At 69.5% G+C, this 15787-nt stretch carries 14 protein-coding genes; 8 read left to right on the forward strand and 6 right to left on the reverse strand.

Going from position 1 to position 15787, the window contains the following annotated elements:
* Window positions 1–8: 8 nt before the first annotated feature.
* Window positions 9–968, reverse strand: coding sequence for an aldo/keto reductase (locus AB0I34_RS25380; RefSeq protein ID WP_360449265.1), 960 nt, complete (start codon window positions 966–968; stop codon window positions 9–11).
* Window positions 968–1978 carry a hypothetical protein gene (locus AB0I34_RS25385; RefSeq protein ID WP_360449267.1) on the reverse strand — a complete coding sequence of 337 codons (1011 nt, stop codon included), beginning with the start codon at window positions 1976–1978 and terminating at the stop codon, window positions 968–970. The genes AB0I34_RS25380 and AB0I34_RS25385 overlap by 1 nt, the downstream gene beginning before the upstream one ends.
* A gap of 74 nt (window positions 1979–2052) precedes the next feature.
* On the opposite strand from AB0I34_RS25385, the gene AB0I34_RS25390 reads away from it, so the two are divergent.
* The gene (locus tag AB0I34_RS25390) at window positions 2053–2682 is read left to right on the forward strand and encodes a helix-turn-helix domain-containing protein (RefSeq protein WP_360449270.1); all 630 of its coding nucleotides are present in this window, start codon (window positions 2053–2055) and stop codon (window positions 2680–2682) included.
* Here the strand turns inward: AB0I34_RS25390 and cpt are convergent.
* The gene (cpt, locus tag AB0I34_RS25395; protein ID WP_360449273.1) at window positions 2660–3193 is read right to left on the reverse strand and encodes a chloramphenicol phosphotransferase CPT; all 534 of its coding nucleotides are present in this window, start codon (window positions 3191–3193) and stop codon (window positions 2660–2662) included. The genes AB0I34_RS25390 and cpt overlap by 23 nt on opposite strands.
* Window positions 3190–4443 carry an MFS transporter gene (locus AB0I34_RS25400; RefSeq protein WP_360449275.1) on the reverse strand — a complete coding sequence of 418 codons (1254 nt, stop codon included), beginning with the start codon at window positions 4441–4443 and terminating at the stop codon, window positions 3190–3192. The genes cpt and AB0I34_RS25400 overlap by 4 nt, the downstream gene beginning before the upstream one ends.
* 100 nt (window positions 4444–4543) lie before the next feature.
* Between AB0I34_RS25400 and AB0I34_RS25405 the strand changes: the two genes are divergently transcribed.
* Window positions 4544–6472 carry a potassium transporter Kup gene (locus tag AB0I34_RS25405; protein WP_360449277.1) on the forward strand — a complete coding sequence of 643 codons (1929 nt, stop codon included), beginning with the start codon at window positions 4544–4546 and terminating at the stop codon, window positions 6470–6472.
* A gap of 3 nt (window positions 6473–6475) precedes the next feature.
* Here the strand turns inward: AB0I34_RS25405 and AB0I34_RS25410 are convergent, their stop codons facing one another.
* Window positions 6476–7108 carry a maleylpyruvate isomerase family mycothiol-dependent enzyme gene (locus tag AB0I34_RS25410; RefSeq protein WP_360449280.1) on the reverse strand — a complete coding sequence of 211 codons (633 nt, stop codon included), beginning with the start codon at window positions 7106–7108 and terminating at the stop codon, window positions 6476–6478.
* Window positions 7109–7234: 126 nt separating this feature from the next.
* On the opposite strand from AB0I34_RS25410, the gene AB0I34_RS25415 reads away from it, so the two are divergent.
* The 6 genes from AB0I34_RS25415 to AB0I34_RS25440 all read left to right on the forward strand — a co-directional run bounded on the left by AB0I34_RS25415 (window position 7235) and on the right by AB0I34_RS25440 (window position 15171).
* Window positions 7235–8449 carry a helix-turn-helix domain-containing protein gene (locus tag AB0I34_RS25415; protein WP_360449283.1) on the forward strand — a complete coding sequence of 405 codons (1215 nt, stop codon included), beginning with the start codon at window positions 7235–7237 and terminating at the stop codon, window positions 8447–8449.
* Window positions 8450–8539: 90 nt separating this feature from the next.
* A complete protein-coding gene (locus tag AB0I34_RS25420; protein ID WP_360449286.1) occupies window positions 8540–10495 on the forward strand; it encodes a PQQ-binding-like beta-propeller repeat protein in 1956 nt (651 codons plus the stop codon).
* Between the two features lie 4 nt (window positions 10496–10499).
* A complete protein-coding gene (locus tag AB0I34_RS25425) occupies window positions 10500–12455 on the forward strand; it encodes a hypothetical protein (RefSeq protein WP_360449288.1) in 1956 nt (651 codons plus the stop codon).
* A 30-nt stretch (window positions 12456–12485) separates the two neighbouring features.
* On the forward strand, window positions 12486–13718 hold the full coding sequence (locus AB0I34_RS25430) for a DegT/DnrJ/EryC1/StrS family aminotransferase (RefSeq protein WP_360449290.1): 1233 nt from the start codon (window positions 12486–12488) through the stop codon (window positions 13716–13718).
* Window positions 13718–14446 (forward strand): hypothetical protein, encoded by a 729-nt coding sequence (locus AB0I34_RS25435; RefSeq protein WP_360449293.1) that lies wholly within the window; start codon window positions 13718–13720, stop codon window positions 14444–14446. Before AB0I34_RS25430 ends, AB0I34_RS25435 begins: the two co-directional genes overlap by 1 nt.
* Window positions 14440–15171: an amidohydrolase family protein gene (locus AB0I34_RS25440; RefSeq protein ID WP_360449296.1), complete on the forward strand. Its 732-nt coding sequence runs from the start codon at window positions 14440–14442 to the stop codon at window positions 15169–15171. The genes AB0I34_RS25435 and AB0I34_RS25440 overlap by 7 nt, the downstream gene beginning before the upstream one ends.
* Here AB0I34_RS25440 and AB0I34_RS25445 read toward each other — a convergent pair.
* Window positions 15161–15700, reverse strand: a complete 540-nt coding sequence (locus AB0I34_RS25445) for a GNAT family N-acetyltransferase (protein ID WP_360449299.1) — start codon at window positions 15698–15700, stop codon at window positions 15161–15163. The two genes, AB0I34_RS25440 and AB0I34_RS25445, sit on opposite strands and share 11 nt — an antisense overlap.
* Between the last annotated feature and the right edge of the window lie 87 nt (window positions 15701–15787).

Raw genomic sequence — 15787 nt, forward strand, 5'->3', positions numbered from 1 at the left:
CGGTCCAGTCAGGTCGTCACCGGATGCGGACGGTACGGCGCTTCCACCAGCACCCGCTCCTCCGCGGTGAGCGTGAAGTCGACAGCAGCCACCGCGTCGTCGACATGCTGGGTGCGGGTGGCACCGACAACGGGAGCGGTGACGCCGCGGGCGCCGAGGAGCCAGGACAGAGCGACCTGAGCCGGGGGCACACCACGATCCGCGGCGACCGCGTGGACGGCCTTCACCACCGCTTGGTCGCTCTCGCCGTACAAGTCGTCGGCGACCGGGTCGCTCCCGGATCGCGTCGTACCTCCTCCGGTCCGGGCCAGCAGACCGCGGGCGAGCGGGCTGTACGGAATCACGCCGACGCCCTGGTCGACGCAGAGCGGGATCATCTCGCGCTCTTCCTCCCGGTAGACCAGGTTGTAGTGGTTCTGCATCGAGACGAACGGGACCTGTGTCAACTGCTGGGCCACCCGCTGCGCCTTCGCGAACTGCCAGGCGAACATGCTCGACGCCCCGAGATAGCGGGCCTTCCCGGCCCGGACGACATCCGCGAGCGCGTCCATCGTCTCCTCGATCGGCGTCTCGTCGTCCCATCGGTGGATCTGGTACAGGTCGACGTACTCGGTGCCGAGCCTGCGCAGCGACGCGTCGATCGCGTCCAGGATGTGCTTTCGGGACAGGCCGCGGTCGTTCGGTCCGGGGCCAGTCGGGTAGTACACCTTGGTCGCGAGTACGTAGTCCTCGCGACGGCCGAAGAACTTCCGCAGCAAACGGCCGGTCAGCTCCTCGCCGGTGCCCTTCGAGTACGCGTCGGCGGTGTCGAAGAACGTGACCCCGGCATCCACTGCCCGCCGTACGATCGGCTCCGCGGCCTCCTCGCCCAGGTGCCACTCCCGGGCGCCACCGGTGCCGAAACTCATCATCCCGAGGCAGATCCGCGAGACCCGCAGACCGGTCCCGCCCAACCGGACGGACTCCATCAACTGCGGCCGCCATTCAGCTCGGCCAAGGCACCGAAGACGCGCTTCGGCCGCCAGCGACCGTCGTCGTCGGTCGCGACGAGCCCGTACGACGAGAGGTCGAGATCGTGGGCGGGGTCGCCGGGCCGGTGTGGCAGTTCGAACCCGGCGAAGCTGAACCAGAACGCGGCCGCGAGCTCGATCCGGTCGAACTCCTCGACGAGCTCCAGCAGGTACTCCACTTGTTCCTCCTCATCGCGCTCGTAGTGTCCATTGATCACCGGCGGGTCGACGCTCCGGTCGACGATCATCCAGCCCGAGCCGCCCCGCGCGGCCGCGCCGCGGTAGGCGCAGCAGCCGAACTCCGTGACGGCGACCGGCTTGCCCCACTTCTGGCGGGCCAGCAACTCGTCGTGGAACGTCGCCGCGTTCTGCTGGTCGCGGTACGCGTCGATGCTGACGATGTCGAACAGCTCCCAGTTCACGTCCTCCCACATCCCGGCGGCGTAGGTGATCCGGCCGCCGAACTCGGCGCGGGCCGCGGCGACCAGCCGCTGCTGTACGTCGCCCCACCGCGCGAGGCCCTCGTACAGCTGCGCGAGCTTGTCCTGATCGGTCCAGGTCGCCGGATCGGCCATCGTCGACAACCGCTCCCCCGACGTCTCGCCGGGCACGAATCCCTTGCAGAACACGGAAAGCTCGCAGCCCAGCACCAGGACGACGTCGCCCCGGCCGCTCGTCCGCAACGCCTCGGCGCGCGTCGCGCAGCCGGACAGGAAGTCGATGAACTCGTCCGGCTCGAGATCCATCGGGACCGGCGAGAACCACAGGTCCAGGCCGGCGTCGAGGGCCGCCTCCCCCGCGATGGTGAGCCGGTCCGGATCGTTGCCCGAGACCCGGACGGCGGGAGCGTGCAGGTCGTCGGCGATGGTCCGCAGTTCGTCGCGGACCGTGCCGGCGTCGAACCGCCGGCGCGTCGAACGGCCGTCGTACTGCAGGCCGGTGTCGTAGTTCACCCCGAGAGGACGCATGGGCACTACGGTAGCAACCAATCTCATACTCGGTACATCTTTTTATCGAGTACGAGTTCACCTACCCTGACGACGTGGACCAGCACCCAGCGCCCGGGCGCCGCGAGCGCAAGAAGGCCGAGCTCCGGACCCGGATCTCCGACGTCGCGACGGCGCTCTTCCTGGAGCGCGGCTTCGACGCGGTGTCGGTGTCGGAGATCGCCGAGGCCGCCGACGTCGCCCGGCCGACCGTGTTCGCCCACTTCGCCCGGAAGGAGGACCTGCTCTTCGACCGCTACCCGGAGGCCGAGGCCCTGGTGGTTGCCGCCGTCACCGATCGCTCCTCCGGCACCTCCGCGGTCGCTGCGTTGTCCGATCTGATGATCAGGCTGGCCGACGAAGGGCATCCGCTGTCCACGATCCGCGGTCGATTCGCGGCGTTCTGGCGGCTGGTCGACTCCTCACGTGCGCTGCAGTCACGCGCTCGCGAGCTGCTCGACCACCTCGAACAGGCGATCGCCGCTGCGATGGAGGCCACCGGCGTACCCGATGCTCGCCTCACCGCCGCCCTGGCGGTCGCTGCGTATCGGACCGTCCACCTGGAATCGATCCGCCGGATTCTGGCCGGTGACGACGAGGCTGAGGTCGCCGCTGATCACCGGGCGCGGATCGGCTCCGCTCTCGTGCGGGTCGAGGACGCTGTTACTTCAGGTGGCGGGCGATAGTCCGGGCGCAGTCCAGCGCCTCCATGTGACTCGAGTCGACCTCGACGTCGTAGCTGACGCCCTGATGGACGAGGGTGGCCTGCAGAGCCGCCATCCCGACCGCCCGGTCGCCGCGGGCCAGTTCGCGCCCGGCAGCTACCTCGGGGTCGCAGTGGACTCCGACCCAGAGGATCTCGACCTCGCCGGCCGCGTCCCGCCAGCGCTGCTGCGATGCGGCTCCGCCGAGGAACACGTCGTCGATGACGACGTTCGCACCGGCCCGGCACATCGCGACGATCCCAGCCGTCCAGGCCGCTTCCAGCCGCCTGAACTCGAGGCCGACCACGACCTCGCCGTTCGGGCCGATGTGGATCCCGTCGTCCGACGCCTGCATCGCGGCCGGCATCGCCTCGACGAAGCTGTCCGCCCCGAACGTCAGCCAGCGCTCGTCCAGGATCGCCTGCAGGCACCGGATCATCCCGGACTTCCCCGAACTGGACCCACCGTTGACCACCATCAGCCGACCCGTCACGCCGGCAACGATAGCGATTCCAGGGGCTTGCGACTGGTCCGGGCCCAGCTCCGTCCGGCCAGCAGCAGGAAGGGTACGGCGAGGAGCTGGATCACCGCGCTGATCAGGTAGGCCGTGCCATAGCCCCAGACATCGGCGGACCGGCCGAGCGTGGGCTGGATGACCGCCCCGCCGCCGGAGGCGAGCAGGTTGTCCGACGACAACACCGTCGCTCGCTGGGCCGACGGGATCTGGCTGTTGAGCAGCGCCTGCCGGACCGGCCCGATCGCCGCGAACATGACGGCCCACAGGCTCAGTAGCACGAGCGCCATCCAGAAGCCCGAGACCAGGCCGATCAGCACCAGCGTCAGCACGGTGACACCGGTCGCCACGAGCATGAGCGTGGTACGACGGCGGAACAGGCGACCCAGGTACGCCGCGGAGGCGCCGCCCACGATCTGCGCACCGGCGACGAGTCCGGCCGACAGCCCGGCGACCGCATACGAATCGGGGTTGCCGTACAGCTCGAGGAGATACGGCTGCGCGGCGTAGAAGCCGTAGACGCCGACGCCGGCCCCGAACAGACCCGCGAGCATCAGCCAGCGGACCGGCGGATTGAGCAGCCCGTGGGTCAGCGATGCCCGGAGGATGCCGCGCATCTCACCGGCCACCGACACCCGCGGCTTCGGCGTGAAGCCGACGTCGCGCATCGACCGCCACGCCACGACGAACGTGACCGCGAGCAGGACCGCGCGGACGACGTACGGGACACCGAGGTTCGTCCATTGGGCCAGCAACCCGCCGGAGATCGAGCCGACCAGCATGGCGACGCCGTTCGCGATCTGGCCCTTCGCGAACGCGGCGTCCAGCTCACCGTCGTACCCAGTGGCGTGCAGGCCGTCGACCAGCCAAGCCTCAGTCGCACCGCTGAAGAACGTGAACCCCAGCCCCAGCAGCGCTGAGGCGCCCGCCCAGGCGACGAACGGCGCGTGCTGCTGCCAAAGCACCAGGTAGAGCAGCGTGGACCCGAACAGGGTCGCCGCACCGAGCAGGTACGACGCCCGCCGGCCGACCGTGTCGGCGACGACACCGGTGGGGATCTCGAACAGCATCATGCCGACCGTGAAGAACGCGTTCGCGGCGAAGGTCTCGCCGATGCTCAGGCCGGCGTCGAGCAGGAACAACGTGTTGATGCCCCAGATCATCGACGATGCCCCGGTCGCCACCGCGCTGAGCGTGACGTACGTACGCAGGATCCGCTCCGGACTCATCAGGTCCCTCCTTCTCGGTCACCTGGTACGTCGGAGTGGTCCGCCGGTTCTCGACGTCGGTCCGCGGAATGGTCACCCCGGGGCGGTAGGGTTCCGGCCCGTGAATGCTTCTGGTGCGCCCCACGGCTCTGCGCGGGACACTGTGCGGCTGGCGGTGATCGTCGCGGCACTCGGAGTGGTGTTCGGCGACATCGGCACCAGCCCGATCTACACGTTGCAGACCGTGTTCAACCCCGAGGACCCGCATCCCGTCCCGGTCAGCACCGACAACATCTACGGCGTCGTTTCGCTGATCTTCTGGTCGGTGATGATCATCGTCACGCTCACCTACATCGTGCTGGCGATGCGGATCGACAACGACGGCGAGGGCGGCATCATGGCCCTCATCACGCTGCTCCGCCGCTGGGGCAGCAGCCAGCGCGGCGGCCGGGCGGCGTTCGTGCTCGCCGCACTGGGCATTTTCGGTGCTTCGCTGTTCTTCGGCGACAGCATGATCACACCGGCGATCTCGGTGCTGTCCGCGGTCGAGGGACTCAAGACCGTCGAGGCGTCGATGGCCGACTACGTCGTACCGATCACCGCGGTGATCATCGTCGTACTGTTCCTGGTCCAGCGGCGTGGCACCGCGGCGGTCGGCAAGGTGTTCGGTCCGGTGATGATCGTCTGGTTCGTGGTGATCGGTGCCTGCGGCATCAGTGGGATCGTCCAGCATCCCGGCATCCTCCGGGCGTTGTCACCGACGTACGCGGTCGGCTTCCTGACCGGCCACTTCCATTTCGCGTTCTTCGCCCTCGCCGCCGTCGTCCTGTCCGTCACCGGCGCCGAGGCGCTGTACGCCGACATGGGTCACTTCGGGCGCCGGGCGATCACCCGTGGCTGGCTGGGCATGGTCCTGCCGGCCTGCACGCTGAGCTATCTGGGTCAGGGTGCGCTGATCCTCGAGGACCAATCCAACCTCAGCAGTCCGTTCTTCCTGCTCGTCCCGGACTGGGCCCGGCTGCCGCTGGTACTCCTGACCACAGCCGCGACCGTGATCGCCGCGCAGGCGGTCATCACAGGGGCCTACTCGGTCGCGTCCCAGGCGGCGCAGCTCGGCTATCTCCCGCGGCTGCGGATCGCGCACACCTCGGAAACCACGATCGGCCAGATCTACGTGCCGTGGATCAACTGGCTGCTGCTGGTCTCGGTGCTGACCCTGATCTTCGCGTTCCGCAGTTCGGCGGCACTCGCCTACGCCTACGGCATGGCGGTCACGGGCACGATCACGATCACCACGTTGCTGTTCTTCTACGTCGCGCACATCCGGTGGAGCACCCCGCGCTGGATCATAGTCACCGGCGCCGTCCTCCTGCTGTCGGTGGACCTGCTGTTCGTCGCCGCGAACCTGACCAAGATCCTGCACGGTGCCTGGCTGCCGCTGCTGATCGCGCTCACCGCGTTCACGATCATGACCACGTGGCAACGCGGCCGCGCGATCGTCACCGCCGAACGCGAACGGCTCGAGGGCCCGCTGGACCAGTTCATCGAGAAGCTCCGCTCCGGCGGGCTGGTGGCTCAGGAGGTTCCGGGTACGGCGATCTTCCTCAACCGCGGCAGCACGACGGCACCACTGGCCTTGCGGGCGAACGTCGAGCACAACCAGGTCCGGCACGAGCATGTCGTGATCGTCTCGATCGAGACCGAGCCGGTGCCGCGCGTCGCCGACGACCAACGGGTGACCGCCGACGACCTCGGGTACGGCGACGACGGGATCACCCACGTCACCGCGCGGTTCGGGTACATGGAGACGCCGGACGTGCCCGCGGCGCTGGCTCTGCTCGACCCGGAGGCGACCGAGGGCCGGATCGACCTGGAGCGGGCCTCCTACTTCCTGTCCAAGATCGAGCTGCGCAAGGGGCCGGCGGCGACGATGGCGACCTGGCGGAAGCACCTGTTCATCGCCACGTCACACATCACCGCGGATGCCGCCGAGTACTTCAACCTGCCCCGCGACCGGACGGTCATCATCGGGTCGCACGTCGAGGTCTGACGACTACAACCAGGGCGGCGGTGGTGGCGCCGGCTTGCCGTCGGGCGTGAGCACGTCCTCATAGGGACGGCCGGTCAGGTACGCCGCGCGCTGGTGCAGCGGACCGTGCACCTGCGGGTCGGTCTCGCTGTTCGCGAGGTCCTCGGCGCAGAGTTCCTCGAGGAAGTCGGACGGCAGGTCGGCGAACGTGACGCCGGCGTCAAGGTCGACGGCGTGGATCATCACCTCCACGCTGCGCATCCACGGCACCTGGGTTGCCGGGATCGGGCTCCCCTGCGCGCTCAGCACCTGGGCCTGCCATTGCCCCTCGGTCAGCTCGGACATGGCCTCGGCCAGGGTCTGCGCGGTCTGCTGGAACCGCTGCAGCAGCTCACCAGCGGGACGCTGCGACCCGGCTTCGATGTCGGCGTTGCGCTGCTCCCGCGACGTGTACATCCGCCGCTCCTGACCGGTCCGCGCCCAGTGCACCAGGTTGCCGAGCGCCTCGGCGTTATTGGACAAGTGCGCGGCGACATGCTTCCGCGTCCATCCTGGCAGAGACGACGGGGCGTCGAGATCCGCGTCCGCGAGCGCCGTGGCGCAGAGCGCCGTACCTTGGGCAACCCAACCGTGGCTGGTGGCGAGTGTGCGCGTCATGCTCGAAACCTAGCGGACCGCGGTGAACCCTCGGTCGGCTGCGTACGGCGCGCGTTCTTGCAGGGGGTCGGTGATCTGGTGAGACTGAGCGCGCCGGACATATGCGCACAGTGAGGAGGACCGCGGATGGTGACGACGATCGGGGTTGTCGGTCCGTCGGATCTGGTCACGTCCACCGGCCGTGTCCTCGCCTCCCAGCGCGGCATCGAGGTCGTGCCGCTGCGCTACCGCCGCGAGACCGACACCCCGAAGGTGATGGCCGAGGCGCCACCCACGGTCGACGCCTGGCTGTTCACCGGTGTCGTCCCGTACCAGATCGCCGCGGCGAACGATCTCCTCGACCGCCCGGCCGTCCATGTCGAGTACACCGGCGCGACCCTGATGCGCGCGCTGGTCCAGCTCCTCCGCGAGGGCCGCGACATCACCTCGATGAGCATCGACATCCTGGACGAGGCGCAGGTGCACGAGACGCTCGACGAGGTCGGGCTGCCGACCCGCGGCATCCGCGTCCTCCCGTACCGCCCCGGCCTCAGCTCCGACGACGTCCTCGCCTTCCATCGCGAGGCCCGCGCTACCGTCGCCATCACCTGCATCCGGTCGGCGTACGAGAAACTCCGGACCGAGCAGACGACGCTCCGCCTGGCGCCTTCGGTCCACTCGGTCCGCGCGGCGGTCAACGGTCTGCTCCTGGTCCACGACGCTCTGCGCAGTGACGACGCGCAGATCGCGCTCGGCCTGGTCGAGATCGCGGCCGAGGGCGAGAGCGCCCTGCGACGCGAGGCCGGCTCTCTCGGCGGAAGCGTCATCCGGTACGACGACAAGCGGTTCCTGGTCGTGGCCACGCGGGGACCGCTGGAGCAGGCGACCGCGGCGTTCACCGAGCTCGGCATGCTGAACAGGCTCAAGGAGCAGTTCGGACCGGTGCGCATCGGGTTCGGCATCGGCGGCTCGGGCACCGAGACCGAGGCACTGGCCCGCCGCGCCCTCGGCCGTGCGAAGACCGCCGGACGAACCGCCGCCGTGATCTCGCTGCGCAACGACATCGACCTGGTCCTCGTCGGCGGCGGCGCACCCCGCGCGCAGCAACGCTCGAAGCTCCAACTCCTCGCGCAACGCGCCGGCCTGTCCAAGGCCACCCTCGAACGACTCCAGGAGTTGGTCCACGCGACCCCCGACGTCGGTCTCACCACCCGGACCGTCGCCGATCACCTCGGCATCCAGCCGCGCACCGCCCGCCGGGTCCTCAACCGCCTCGAACGGGCCGGCCTGGCCGATGCCACCGGCACCCAGGCGGGCCCCAGCAGCGGCCGCCCGCTGATCATCTACCGCGTCCATCTCTGATCTGTTGACGCCCCGATTCGGGCCCGCGTAGGGTTCCGGGATAATTACAGCCATGACCGTAATAGCGGTCGGCCCATCCCGGGAGGCCTTGTGGACAAGCGGTTCACACGGAGACTGATCGGCACCGTCGTCGTTTGCGCAGCGCTGCTGAGTGTTGGGAGCTCCGCCACGGCCGCAGTTCCGGCCGAGCCCGAAAAGCCGGTCACGATCGACACCCTCGGCCCGGCGTCCGCCGTCACCTCGACCAGCGTGGCCGAGCAGGTCGGTGACCGGATCTGGACCGTGACGTCCGGCGTCTCCCCGGTGCAGGTCGGTGCCTTCGACCCGGTCACGCGCACCGTCGATCGCAAACTCGCGCTCCCCACCGGCGCCGGCGCCTGGGCCATGGCGCACATCGGCACCGATCTGTACGTCGGCCTGTACACCCCCGGCGACGTCTACCGCATCGACACCGCGACCGGCTCCGCCACCAAGGTCGCGCAGTTCGGCTCGTTCATCTGGTCGATCGCCGCCACCCCGGACGGCAAGATCGTCGCCGGTACCTACCCCGACGGCGCCGTCCACGAGTACGACCCGGCCAGCGGCACGACGAAGTCCTACGGCGCGGCGATCGCCGGCGAGCAGTACGTGCGTAGCATCGCCGCCGACGCGACCACCATCTACGCGGGCGTCGGCACCAAGGCCCACCTGATCGCTATCGACCGCGCGACCGGCGATCGGCACGACGTACTCCCGGCCAAGTACGCCGACCGCACGTTCGTCGCCACGCTCACCCTGTCCGGCAGCACGCTCGCCGCCGGCCTCTCGCCGACCGGCACGATGCTGCTGTTCGACACCGCCGACCTCAGCAACCCGGTCGAGGTGCAGACGCCCGGCGGAGACCAGTACGTCACCGCTATCACGATCGACCCGCCGACCGGCGACGTCTACCTCGGCACCCGGCCGTCCGGCACGCTCTACAGGTACCGCGGCACCACGCTCACACCGCTCGGTTCGCCGTACGACGGCGCGTACTTCAACCGGATCTTCGTCGACGGATCCACGATCCGGGCCGAGCTGACGAGCCAGGTCGTCGACTTCGACGAGGCGACGGCCACGTTCAGCGGCTCCGACCTCGGCCAGGCCGGCCTGCCACCGGCGCCCGAGCAGGCGATGGGTATCGCGGCCACGGAGACCTCGGTGCTCGTCAGCGGCAAGGCCGGCATCCAGGTCCACGATCTCGCCACCGGCACCAGCACGCGGACCTTCCTGCCAGGTGAGGCCAAGACCCTGACCCCGGTTGGCGATGACGTCTATCTCGGCGTCTACACGCTCGCGCGGTTGTGGACGATGAAGCCGAACGGCTCCGGCCTGCACGAGCTCGGCCAGATCGGCAACGAGCAGACCCGCCCCACCGACGACGCGTACGACGCCCGCTCGCGGACCTGGCTCATCGCGACCGAGCCCGACTACGGGAAGTACGACGGAACGCTCACCGAGCAGCACCTCGACACGGGTGTGCGCGAGGTCCACCGCGGCGTCGTACCGCACCAGTCGGTCCGCTCCGTCACCACGGACTCCGGTATCGCCTACCTCGGTGGGGCGACGCGCAACAGCCTCGGTACGACGCCAATCTTGCCCGAGGCAACGGTTGTCGCCTTCGACCTTCGCAGCAACCGCACGCTGTGGGAAGTGGCACCGCTGGCCGGCGCCCAGAGCTACAGCGACCTCCTGACCTACCGTGGCAAGCTCTACGCGACCACCGACGACGGGCGTCTTGCGGTGCTGGATCCGCACACCGGCAAGCTGCTCTCGACCGTTGTCCTCGGCACCAGTCAGAGCCGGCTGACGATCGCGCGCTCCGGGCTCTTCGGGACGGACAGTCAGCGCGTGTTCCAACTCGTCCCGAACCGTGAGGGCGCGCCGACGGTGACCACGGTCGTCGACGGGCTGGCCGCGCAGATCTACAGCTACCCGCTGATCACGACGTCGCCCACCGGCGATGCCCTCTACACGATCAAGGGCCGGGATCTGGTCCGCATCGGCAACCTGCCGCGGGAGAAGTGAGCCGATGACCCAGCTCTCACGCCGTACGCTCCTGGCCGGGGCCGCGATCACGACCGTTGCCACTGCCGTCCCCAGCGTCGCCGCGGCCGGCGACGGCCCGATCGACGGGAGCACACTGCCGACCTTCGGTCCCGCCTGCCTGACCGCCGCCGTCGTGGCGATGGCCGTCCACGACGGGCGCGCGTACGTCGTCAGCCGGGGCATCGTGCCACCGCGACTGAGCGAGATCGATCTGACCACGCGAAGGGTCACCAGGACCGTCGAACTCCCCGTCGGCGAAGGCGGCTGGGGCATCACAGTTGCCGCCGGCAAGGTGTACGTCGGGCTGTATCCGGTCGCCGACGTGTACTGCTTCGACCCGGCGACCGGATCGGTCGCCCGCGTCGGCAGCCTGGCCGGAGCCGGCGGATTCGTCTGGGACATGGTGACCGCGCCCGACGGCCAGGTCTTCGCGGTCAGCTATCCGAACGGCACGATCTGGCAGATCGACCCCAGCACCAACGCGCTCACCCGCCTCGGCACGCCGGTCACCGGAGCGCAGTACGGACGGTACGTCGGCGCCGCGGGCAACTTCGTGTACGCCGGGATCTACACGCCCTCGGAGCTGATCGGCTACGACCGGAGCAGCGGCGAGTTCCGCGATCTCACGCCCGAGCCCATCCGCGGGCAGAAGTTCGGCCCGTTCGCGGCGACGACCGATCGGCTCTTCGCGGGAAGCGACGGAGCGCTGTCCAGCATGGCTCTCGATGGCACCGACGTCCGGACCGTCGCGCTGCCCGCAGGCGAGACGAGCATCGACGCGATCACAGTCGGAACGGACGGTACGGCGTACGTCACGACCCGCGGCTCGGGGACGGTCTGGTCCTGCGGTCCGAGCGACACGAGTTTGACCGCGGTCGCCACCCCGGCGCCGGCAGACGAGCACCGCAGGCTCCACCTCCTCAACACGACCACACTCCTCGGCTCGACCGGGTCCGGGGTGCTCTGGTGGCTCGACGTCGCCACCGGCGAGTTCGAACTTCTCGATCTGATCGACGCCGGCTTCACCCCGGCGGCGGACAAGCCCCAGTCGATCCAGCTCGGCGATCCGCACCTCTACGTCGGGGGCCATTGGGTCGTGACCGAACACACCGTCCCGCCGGGTGCAGGCACCGGTCGGCGCATCCGGGTGCCAGGTGAGGCGAAGACCCTGACCTGGCTCCGCGGAGAGCTGTACAGCGCCCTCTACCCGAGCACCGAGGTGGTGCGGATCAACCCGCGCAGCAACGAGGTCCACAGCTTCGGGACGATCGGCCACGACCAGCAGCGCCCGTGGCAGGCGGCGTACGACCCGAAATCGAAGCTGCTCGCGATTGCGTCGGCACCAGGCACCGGCAAGCTCACCGGCGCGCTCACGCTCCTGGACCCGAGGACCGGCAGCCTGGACGTCCACTACGGCATCCTCCCGGACCAGAGTGTGATGACGGTCGCGATCGACGACGGCATCGCCTACATCGGCGGCGACGTCGTCGGTGGTGGCGGGATCACCCCGACCCGGACCTCGGCCGCGATCGCGGCGTTCGACCTCGGCCGTCGGCGACTGCTGTGGACCGCCGAGCCGCTCGCCGGTGAGCGCTCGATCCAGAGCGTCGCGATCAAGGACGGCATCCTGTACGGCGTACTGAAGCGGACCAGCGGCGGCTGGTTCACGTACGACCTCAAGACGATGGCGGTCGTCCGTGGCACCAACAAGTTGTCGGGCTACGGCCAGATCTTCACCGACCGCTCCGGGGTCTATGGTGAAACGAACTTCGGCGGCAATCTGTACCGGCTCGGTCCCGGCCTGGCCGAGGCGGAGCTGCTGGTGAACAACCTCGGCGACGGGTGGTACACCGTGCCTCAGGTGACCCCGGTGTCCGGCCGGCGGCACGTCGTCTGGGGTCTCGCCGACCGCGATCTCGTCCAACTACCGTTGCCGTAAGCAACCTCAACCACGTGAGGACGCGTTTCGATGGACAACACCACGCTCGCCCGTGACGGCGGCACCCCGGTGCGCACCACTCCCCTGCCGTCGGTGTTCGACTCCTCCGGCCGCCGGTTCGGCGACGAGGAGGTCAAGGCCGTGGAGAGGGTGCTGCGCAGCGGCATGCTCTCGGCGACCTGGGGCACCGAGGTCCCAGCTCTGGAGCGGGAGTTCGCGGACCTGCTGGGCGCCGGGCATGCGGTCGCGTGCAGTTCGGGTACGGCGGCGCTGCACCTCGCGGTCGCGGCGGTGAATCCGGAGCCGGGTGACGAGATCATCACCACGCCGATCAGTGACATGGGCACGGTGTTCCCGATCATGATGCAGAACGCCGTACCGGTGTTCGCGGACGTCGACCCGATCACGGGGAACCTCGATCCGGCTGCCGTCGCCGCCGCGATCACGCCGAGGACGAAGGCCGTGCTGGCCGTGCACCTGTTCGGCAAGCCGGCCCCGATCCGGGAACTGCGGGAGCTGTGCGATCAGCACGGGATCGTGCTGATCGAGGACTGTGCGCAGGCCTACCTCGCTCCGGTCGGCGACACGTTCGCCGGGCGCATCGGGCACATCGGCTGCTTCAGCCTGCAGCAGACCAAGCACATCAGCGCCGGCGACGGTGGTCTTGTGGTCACCGATGACGCGGCCGTGGCCCGGCGGATGCGGCTGTTCGCCGACAAAGGTTGGCCGCGCGACACCGACGAGCGGACCTATCTGTTCCTCGCTCTCAACTACCGGATGACCGAGTTGGCCGGGGCGGTGACCCGAGCGCAGTTGTCACGGGTGCGGGAGATCGTCGCGGATCGTCGTACCGGCGCCGCACGCGCGACGGCCGGGATCAGCGACCTGGCCGGCATCGCGACGCCGCCGGACAGTGGCGACCATGTCTACTGGCAGTACCCGCTGATCATCGACCCGGAGGTCGCCGGCGACCTGCACGAGTGGGCGGCGGCCCTGACCGCCGAAGGCGTGCCCGCGGTCGGCGGGTATCTGACCAGCCCGCTGTACGCCGCGCCCGCGGTGCGCGAGCGGATCACCTACGGGCAGTCCCGGTTCCCACTGCAGGACGTCGAGTATCCGCCCGGCCTCTGCCCGAACGCCGAGGAGCTGATCAACAGCCGGCTGCTGGTCCTTCCCTGGAACGAGAACTACACCGACGCGGACGTCGACGACATCGTCGCCGCGATCCGCAAGGTCCACAGCGCACTGGCCCGGGAGGCCTGATGAACGACACTCCGCACCTGCTGGACTGCGACGTACTGGTCGGGCACGACGTCACGACCGGTCGCTGGAGTCGCCCCGACGCGGTGCAGGACGTGTTCAAGGCCACCGGGATCTCCGGTGGTGTCGTGTCCTCGCTGCGGGCAGTGCACTTCGACGTACCGACCGGGAACGACGAGGCGCGGCAGGTTGCCGACAGCAACGGCTGGTCCGCGGGTCCGGTGCTCGACCTGCGCGACGTGCTGGGCGCCGAGCGGGAACTCGAGCGGATCCTGGCCCAGCCGGACCGGTCGCGGACGATCCGGCTCGCGCCGACCGCGCAGGGTGTGGAGCCGGGCTTCCCGTCGTTCGACCACGTGGTGCGGCTGCTGGTGGAGGCGGACCTGACGATCTTCGTGGAGGGCGACGTACGCAAGATCGGTACGCCGTTCCGCGGCCTCGGGGCGCGCGTCGTGTTCCTCGACACGCACTTCTACCACCTCGGCGACTTCATCGTGCTGGCCCGCGCGGAGAGCGGGTTCCACACCTCGACCCGGATGCTCACCGGGCCGGACTCGCTGGAGATCGTCGCCGCTGAGGTCGGCGCCGAGCGGTTGCTGCTCGGCTGCCGGACGCCGTTCCACGAGACCCACTCCGTGGTCCGGCGCCTGCTGACCTCGAAGCTCACGACCGCCGAGATCGCCCAGGCCGGCAGCAAGTCCCTGACCAACCTCCTGGAGCCGGCATGCTGATCGACGTACACGCGCACTGGGGTCCGTGGTTCTTCTCCATGGACGTGCGCAGCATCGACGTCAACATCGACCTGATCGACCGCTTCGGCATCGACGTCCAACTGGTCTCCGCGATCGAGGCGATCGTGTACGACGCGCCCGCGGGGAATCGTTCGCTCGCGGAGCAACTCCCGGCCGACTCGCGGCTGCGCGGCATGCTGGTGGTCGACCCGCGCCGGCTGGACGAGGCCCGGGCCGATCTCGACGAACTGCTCGCCGGCGACGGTCGCTCGCGGTGGGTCGGCGCCAAGATCCACACCGAGTACAGCCGCACCCCGATCGCGTCTCCCGGCATGCAGGCCGCGATCGAGCTCACCACCGAGTTCGGGCTGCCCACCCTGGTCCACACATGGGGCGAGAACGTCCTCGACCTCGCCGACGTAGCGGCCCGCGTCCCGGACGCTCAGGTGATCGCCGGCCACATGGGCGCCTTCGGCTGGCCGCACCTGCCCGAGGCCGCGTCCCGCTCGGACCGCATCTGGTTCGAGCCGTGCTGGTCCGCCCCCGACGCCAACAGGATCCGCTGGGTCCTGGACCAGATCGGCCACTCCCGCCTCATGTTCGGCACCGACGCCACCCTCATCGACCCCTCGGTCGCCCTGGGCGCCTTCGAAGCCGCCAACCTGACCCCGACCGAGCACGACGCCATCATGTGGCAGAACGCCACCGGTCTGTTCAGCCTCTGAGCGGCTGATTCGGGGACACGAAGACGACGATGTCGGTCTCGGGGCCCCGGACGGGTGGTTCTTGCCAGCCGATCCGGCGGTAGAACGCGAGCGTGTCGTGATTCTGGTTCCAGGCCAGTAGCCAGGCGCGCGGTTGCTCCTGGGTCGCAGTCTCCAGCAACCGCCGCCCGAGTCCCGTCCCGCGGGCGTGCGCGAGCACACCCAGCTCGTCGATCTCGAAGGCACCGACCAGCAGTTCCTCGACCTGCTCCGGCCCGAGCCGCTTCTGCACGCTCCCGTAGGACCGATCGGTCCGGAACGGTGCCGGCGTGATCCAACCGGTCACGAACCCGGCGATCCGTCCGTCATCGGACCGCTCCACCCAGGCCTGGAACCCGTCCCGCCGAGCGTCGCCCTGCAGCCGCTGCCGGAACGCGACCCGCGTCTCGTCCGGATCCCGGTGCTGCCACGGCGGCGCCGTGAACACCTCGACGTACGCCTCCGTCAGCTCGTCCGCGATCTCCAGCACGCCGGCCCCATGACTCTCCACGAGCTCACCCTAATCAGCCCGTAGTGGCCTTGGGGCAGCGTGGCGTGGGCCACCCGCCCGCCGCGAGTGGTGTGGCGTGGGCGGGGA

Source organism: Kribbella sp. NPDC050281 (assembly GCF_040655855.1).
GTDB lineage: Bacteria > Actinomycetota > Actinomycetes > Propionibacteriales > Kribbellaceae > Kribbella.

What these genes read in the sequence shown, in the direction of transcription:
- AB0I34_RS25410 (WP_360449280.1), bottom strand. Translation starts at nt 7,108, where the DNA reads ATGACGCGCACACTCGCCACCAGCCACGGTTGGGTTGCCCAAGGTACG.
- AB0I34_RS25435 (WP_360449293.1), top strand. Translation starts at nt 13,718, where the DNA reads ATGAACGACACTCCGCACCTGCTGGACTGCGACGTACTGGTCGGGCAC.
- AB0I34_RS25385 (WP_360449267.1), bottom strand. Translation starts at nt 1,978, where the DNA reads ATGCGTCCTCTCGGGGTGAACTACGACACCGGCCTGCAGTACGACGGC.
- AB0I34_RS25415 (WP_360449283.1), top strand. Translation starts at nt 7,235, where the DNA reads ATGGTGACGACGATCGGGGTTGTCGGTCCGTCGGATCTGGTCACGTCC.
- AB0I34_RS25400 (WP_360449275.1), bottom strand. Translation starts at nt 4,443, where the DNA reads ATGAGTCCGGAGCGGATCCTGCGTACGTACGTCACGCTCAGCGCGGTG.
- AB0I34_RS25380 (WP_360449265.1), bottom strand. Translation starts at nt 968, where the DNA reads ATGGAGTCCGTCCGGTTGGGCGGGACCGGTCTGCGGGTCTCGCGGATC.
- AB0I34_RS25440 (WP_360449296.1), top strand. Translation starts at nt 14,440, where the DNA reads ATGCTGATCGACGTACACGCGCACTGGGGTCCGTGGTTCTTCTCCATG.
- AB0I34_RS25425 (WP_360449288.1), top strand. Translation starts at nt 10,500, where the DNA reads ATGACCCAGCTCTCACGCCGTACGCTCCTGGCCGGGGCCGCGATCACG.
- AB0I34_RS25430 (WP_360449290.1), top strand. Translation starts at nt 12,486, where the DNA reads ATGGACAACACCACGCTCGCCCGTGACGGCGGCACCCCGGTGCGCACC.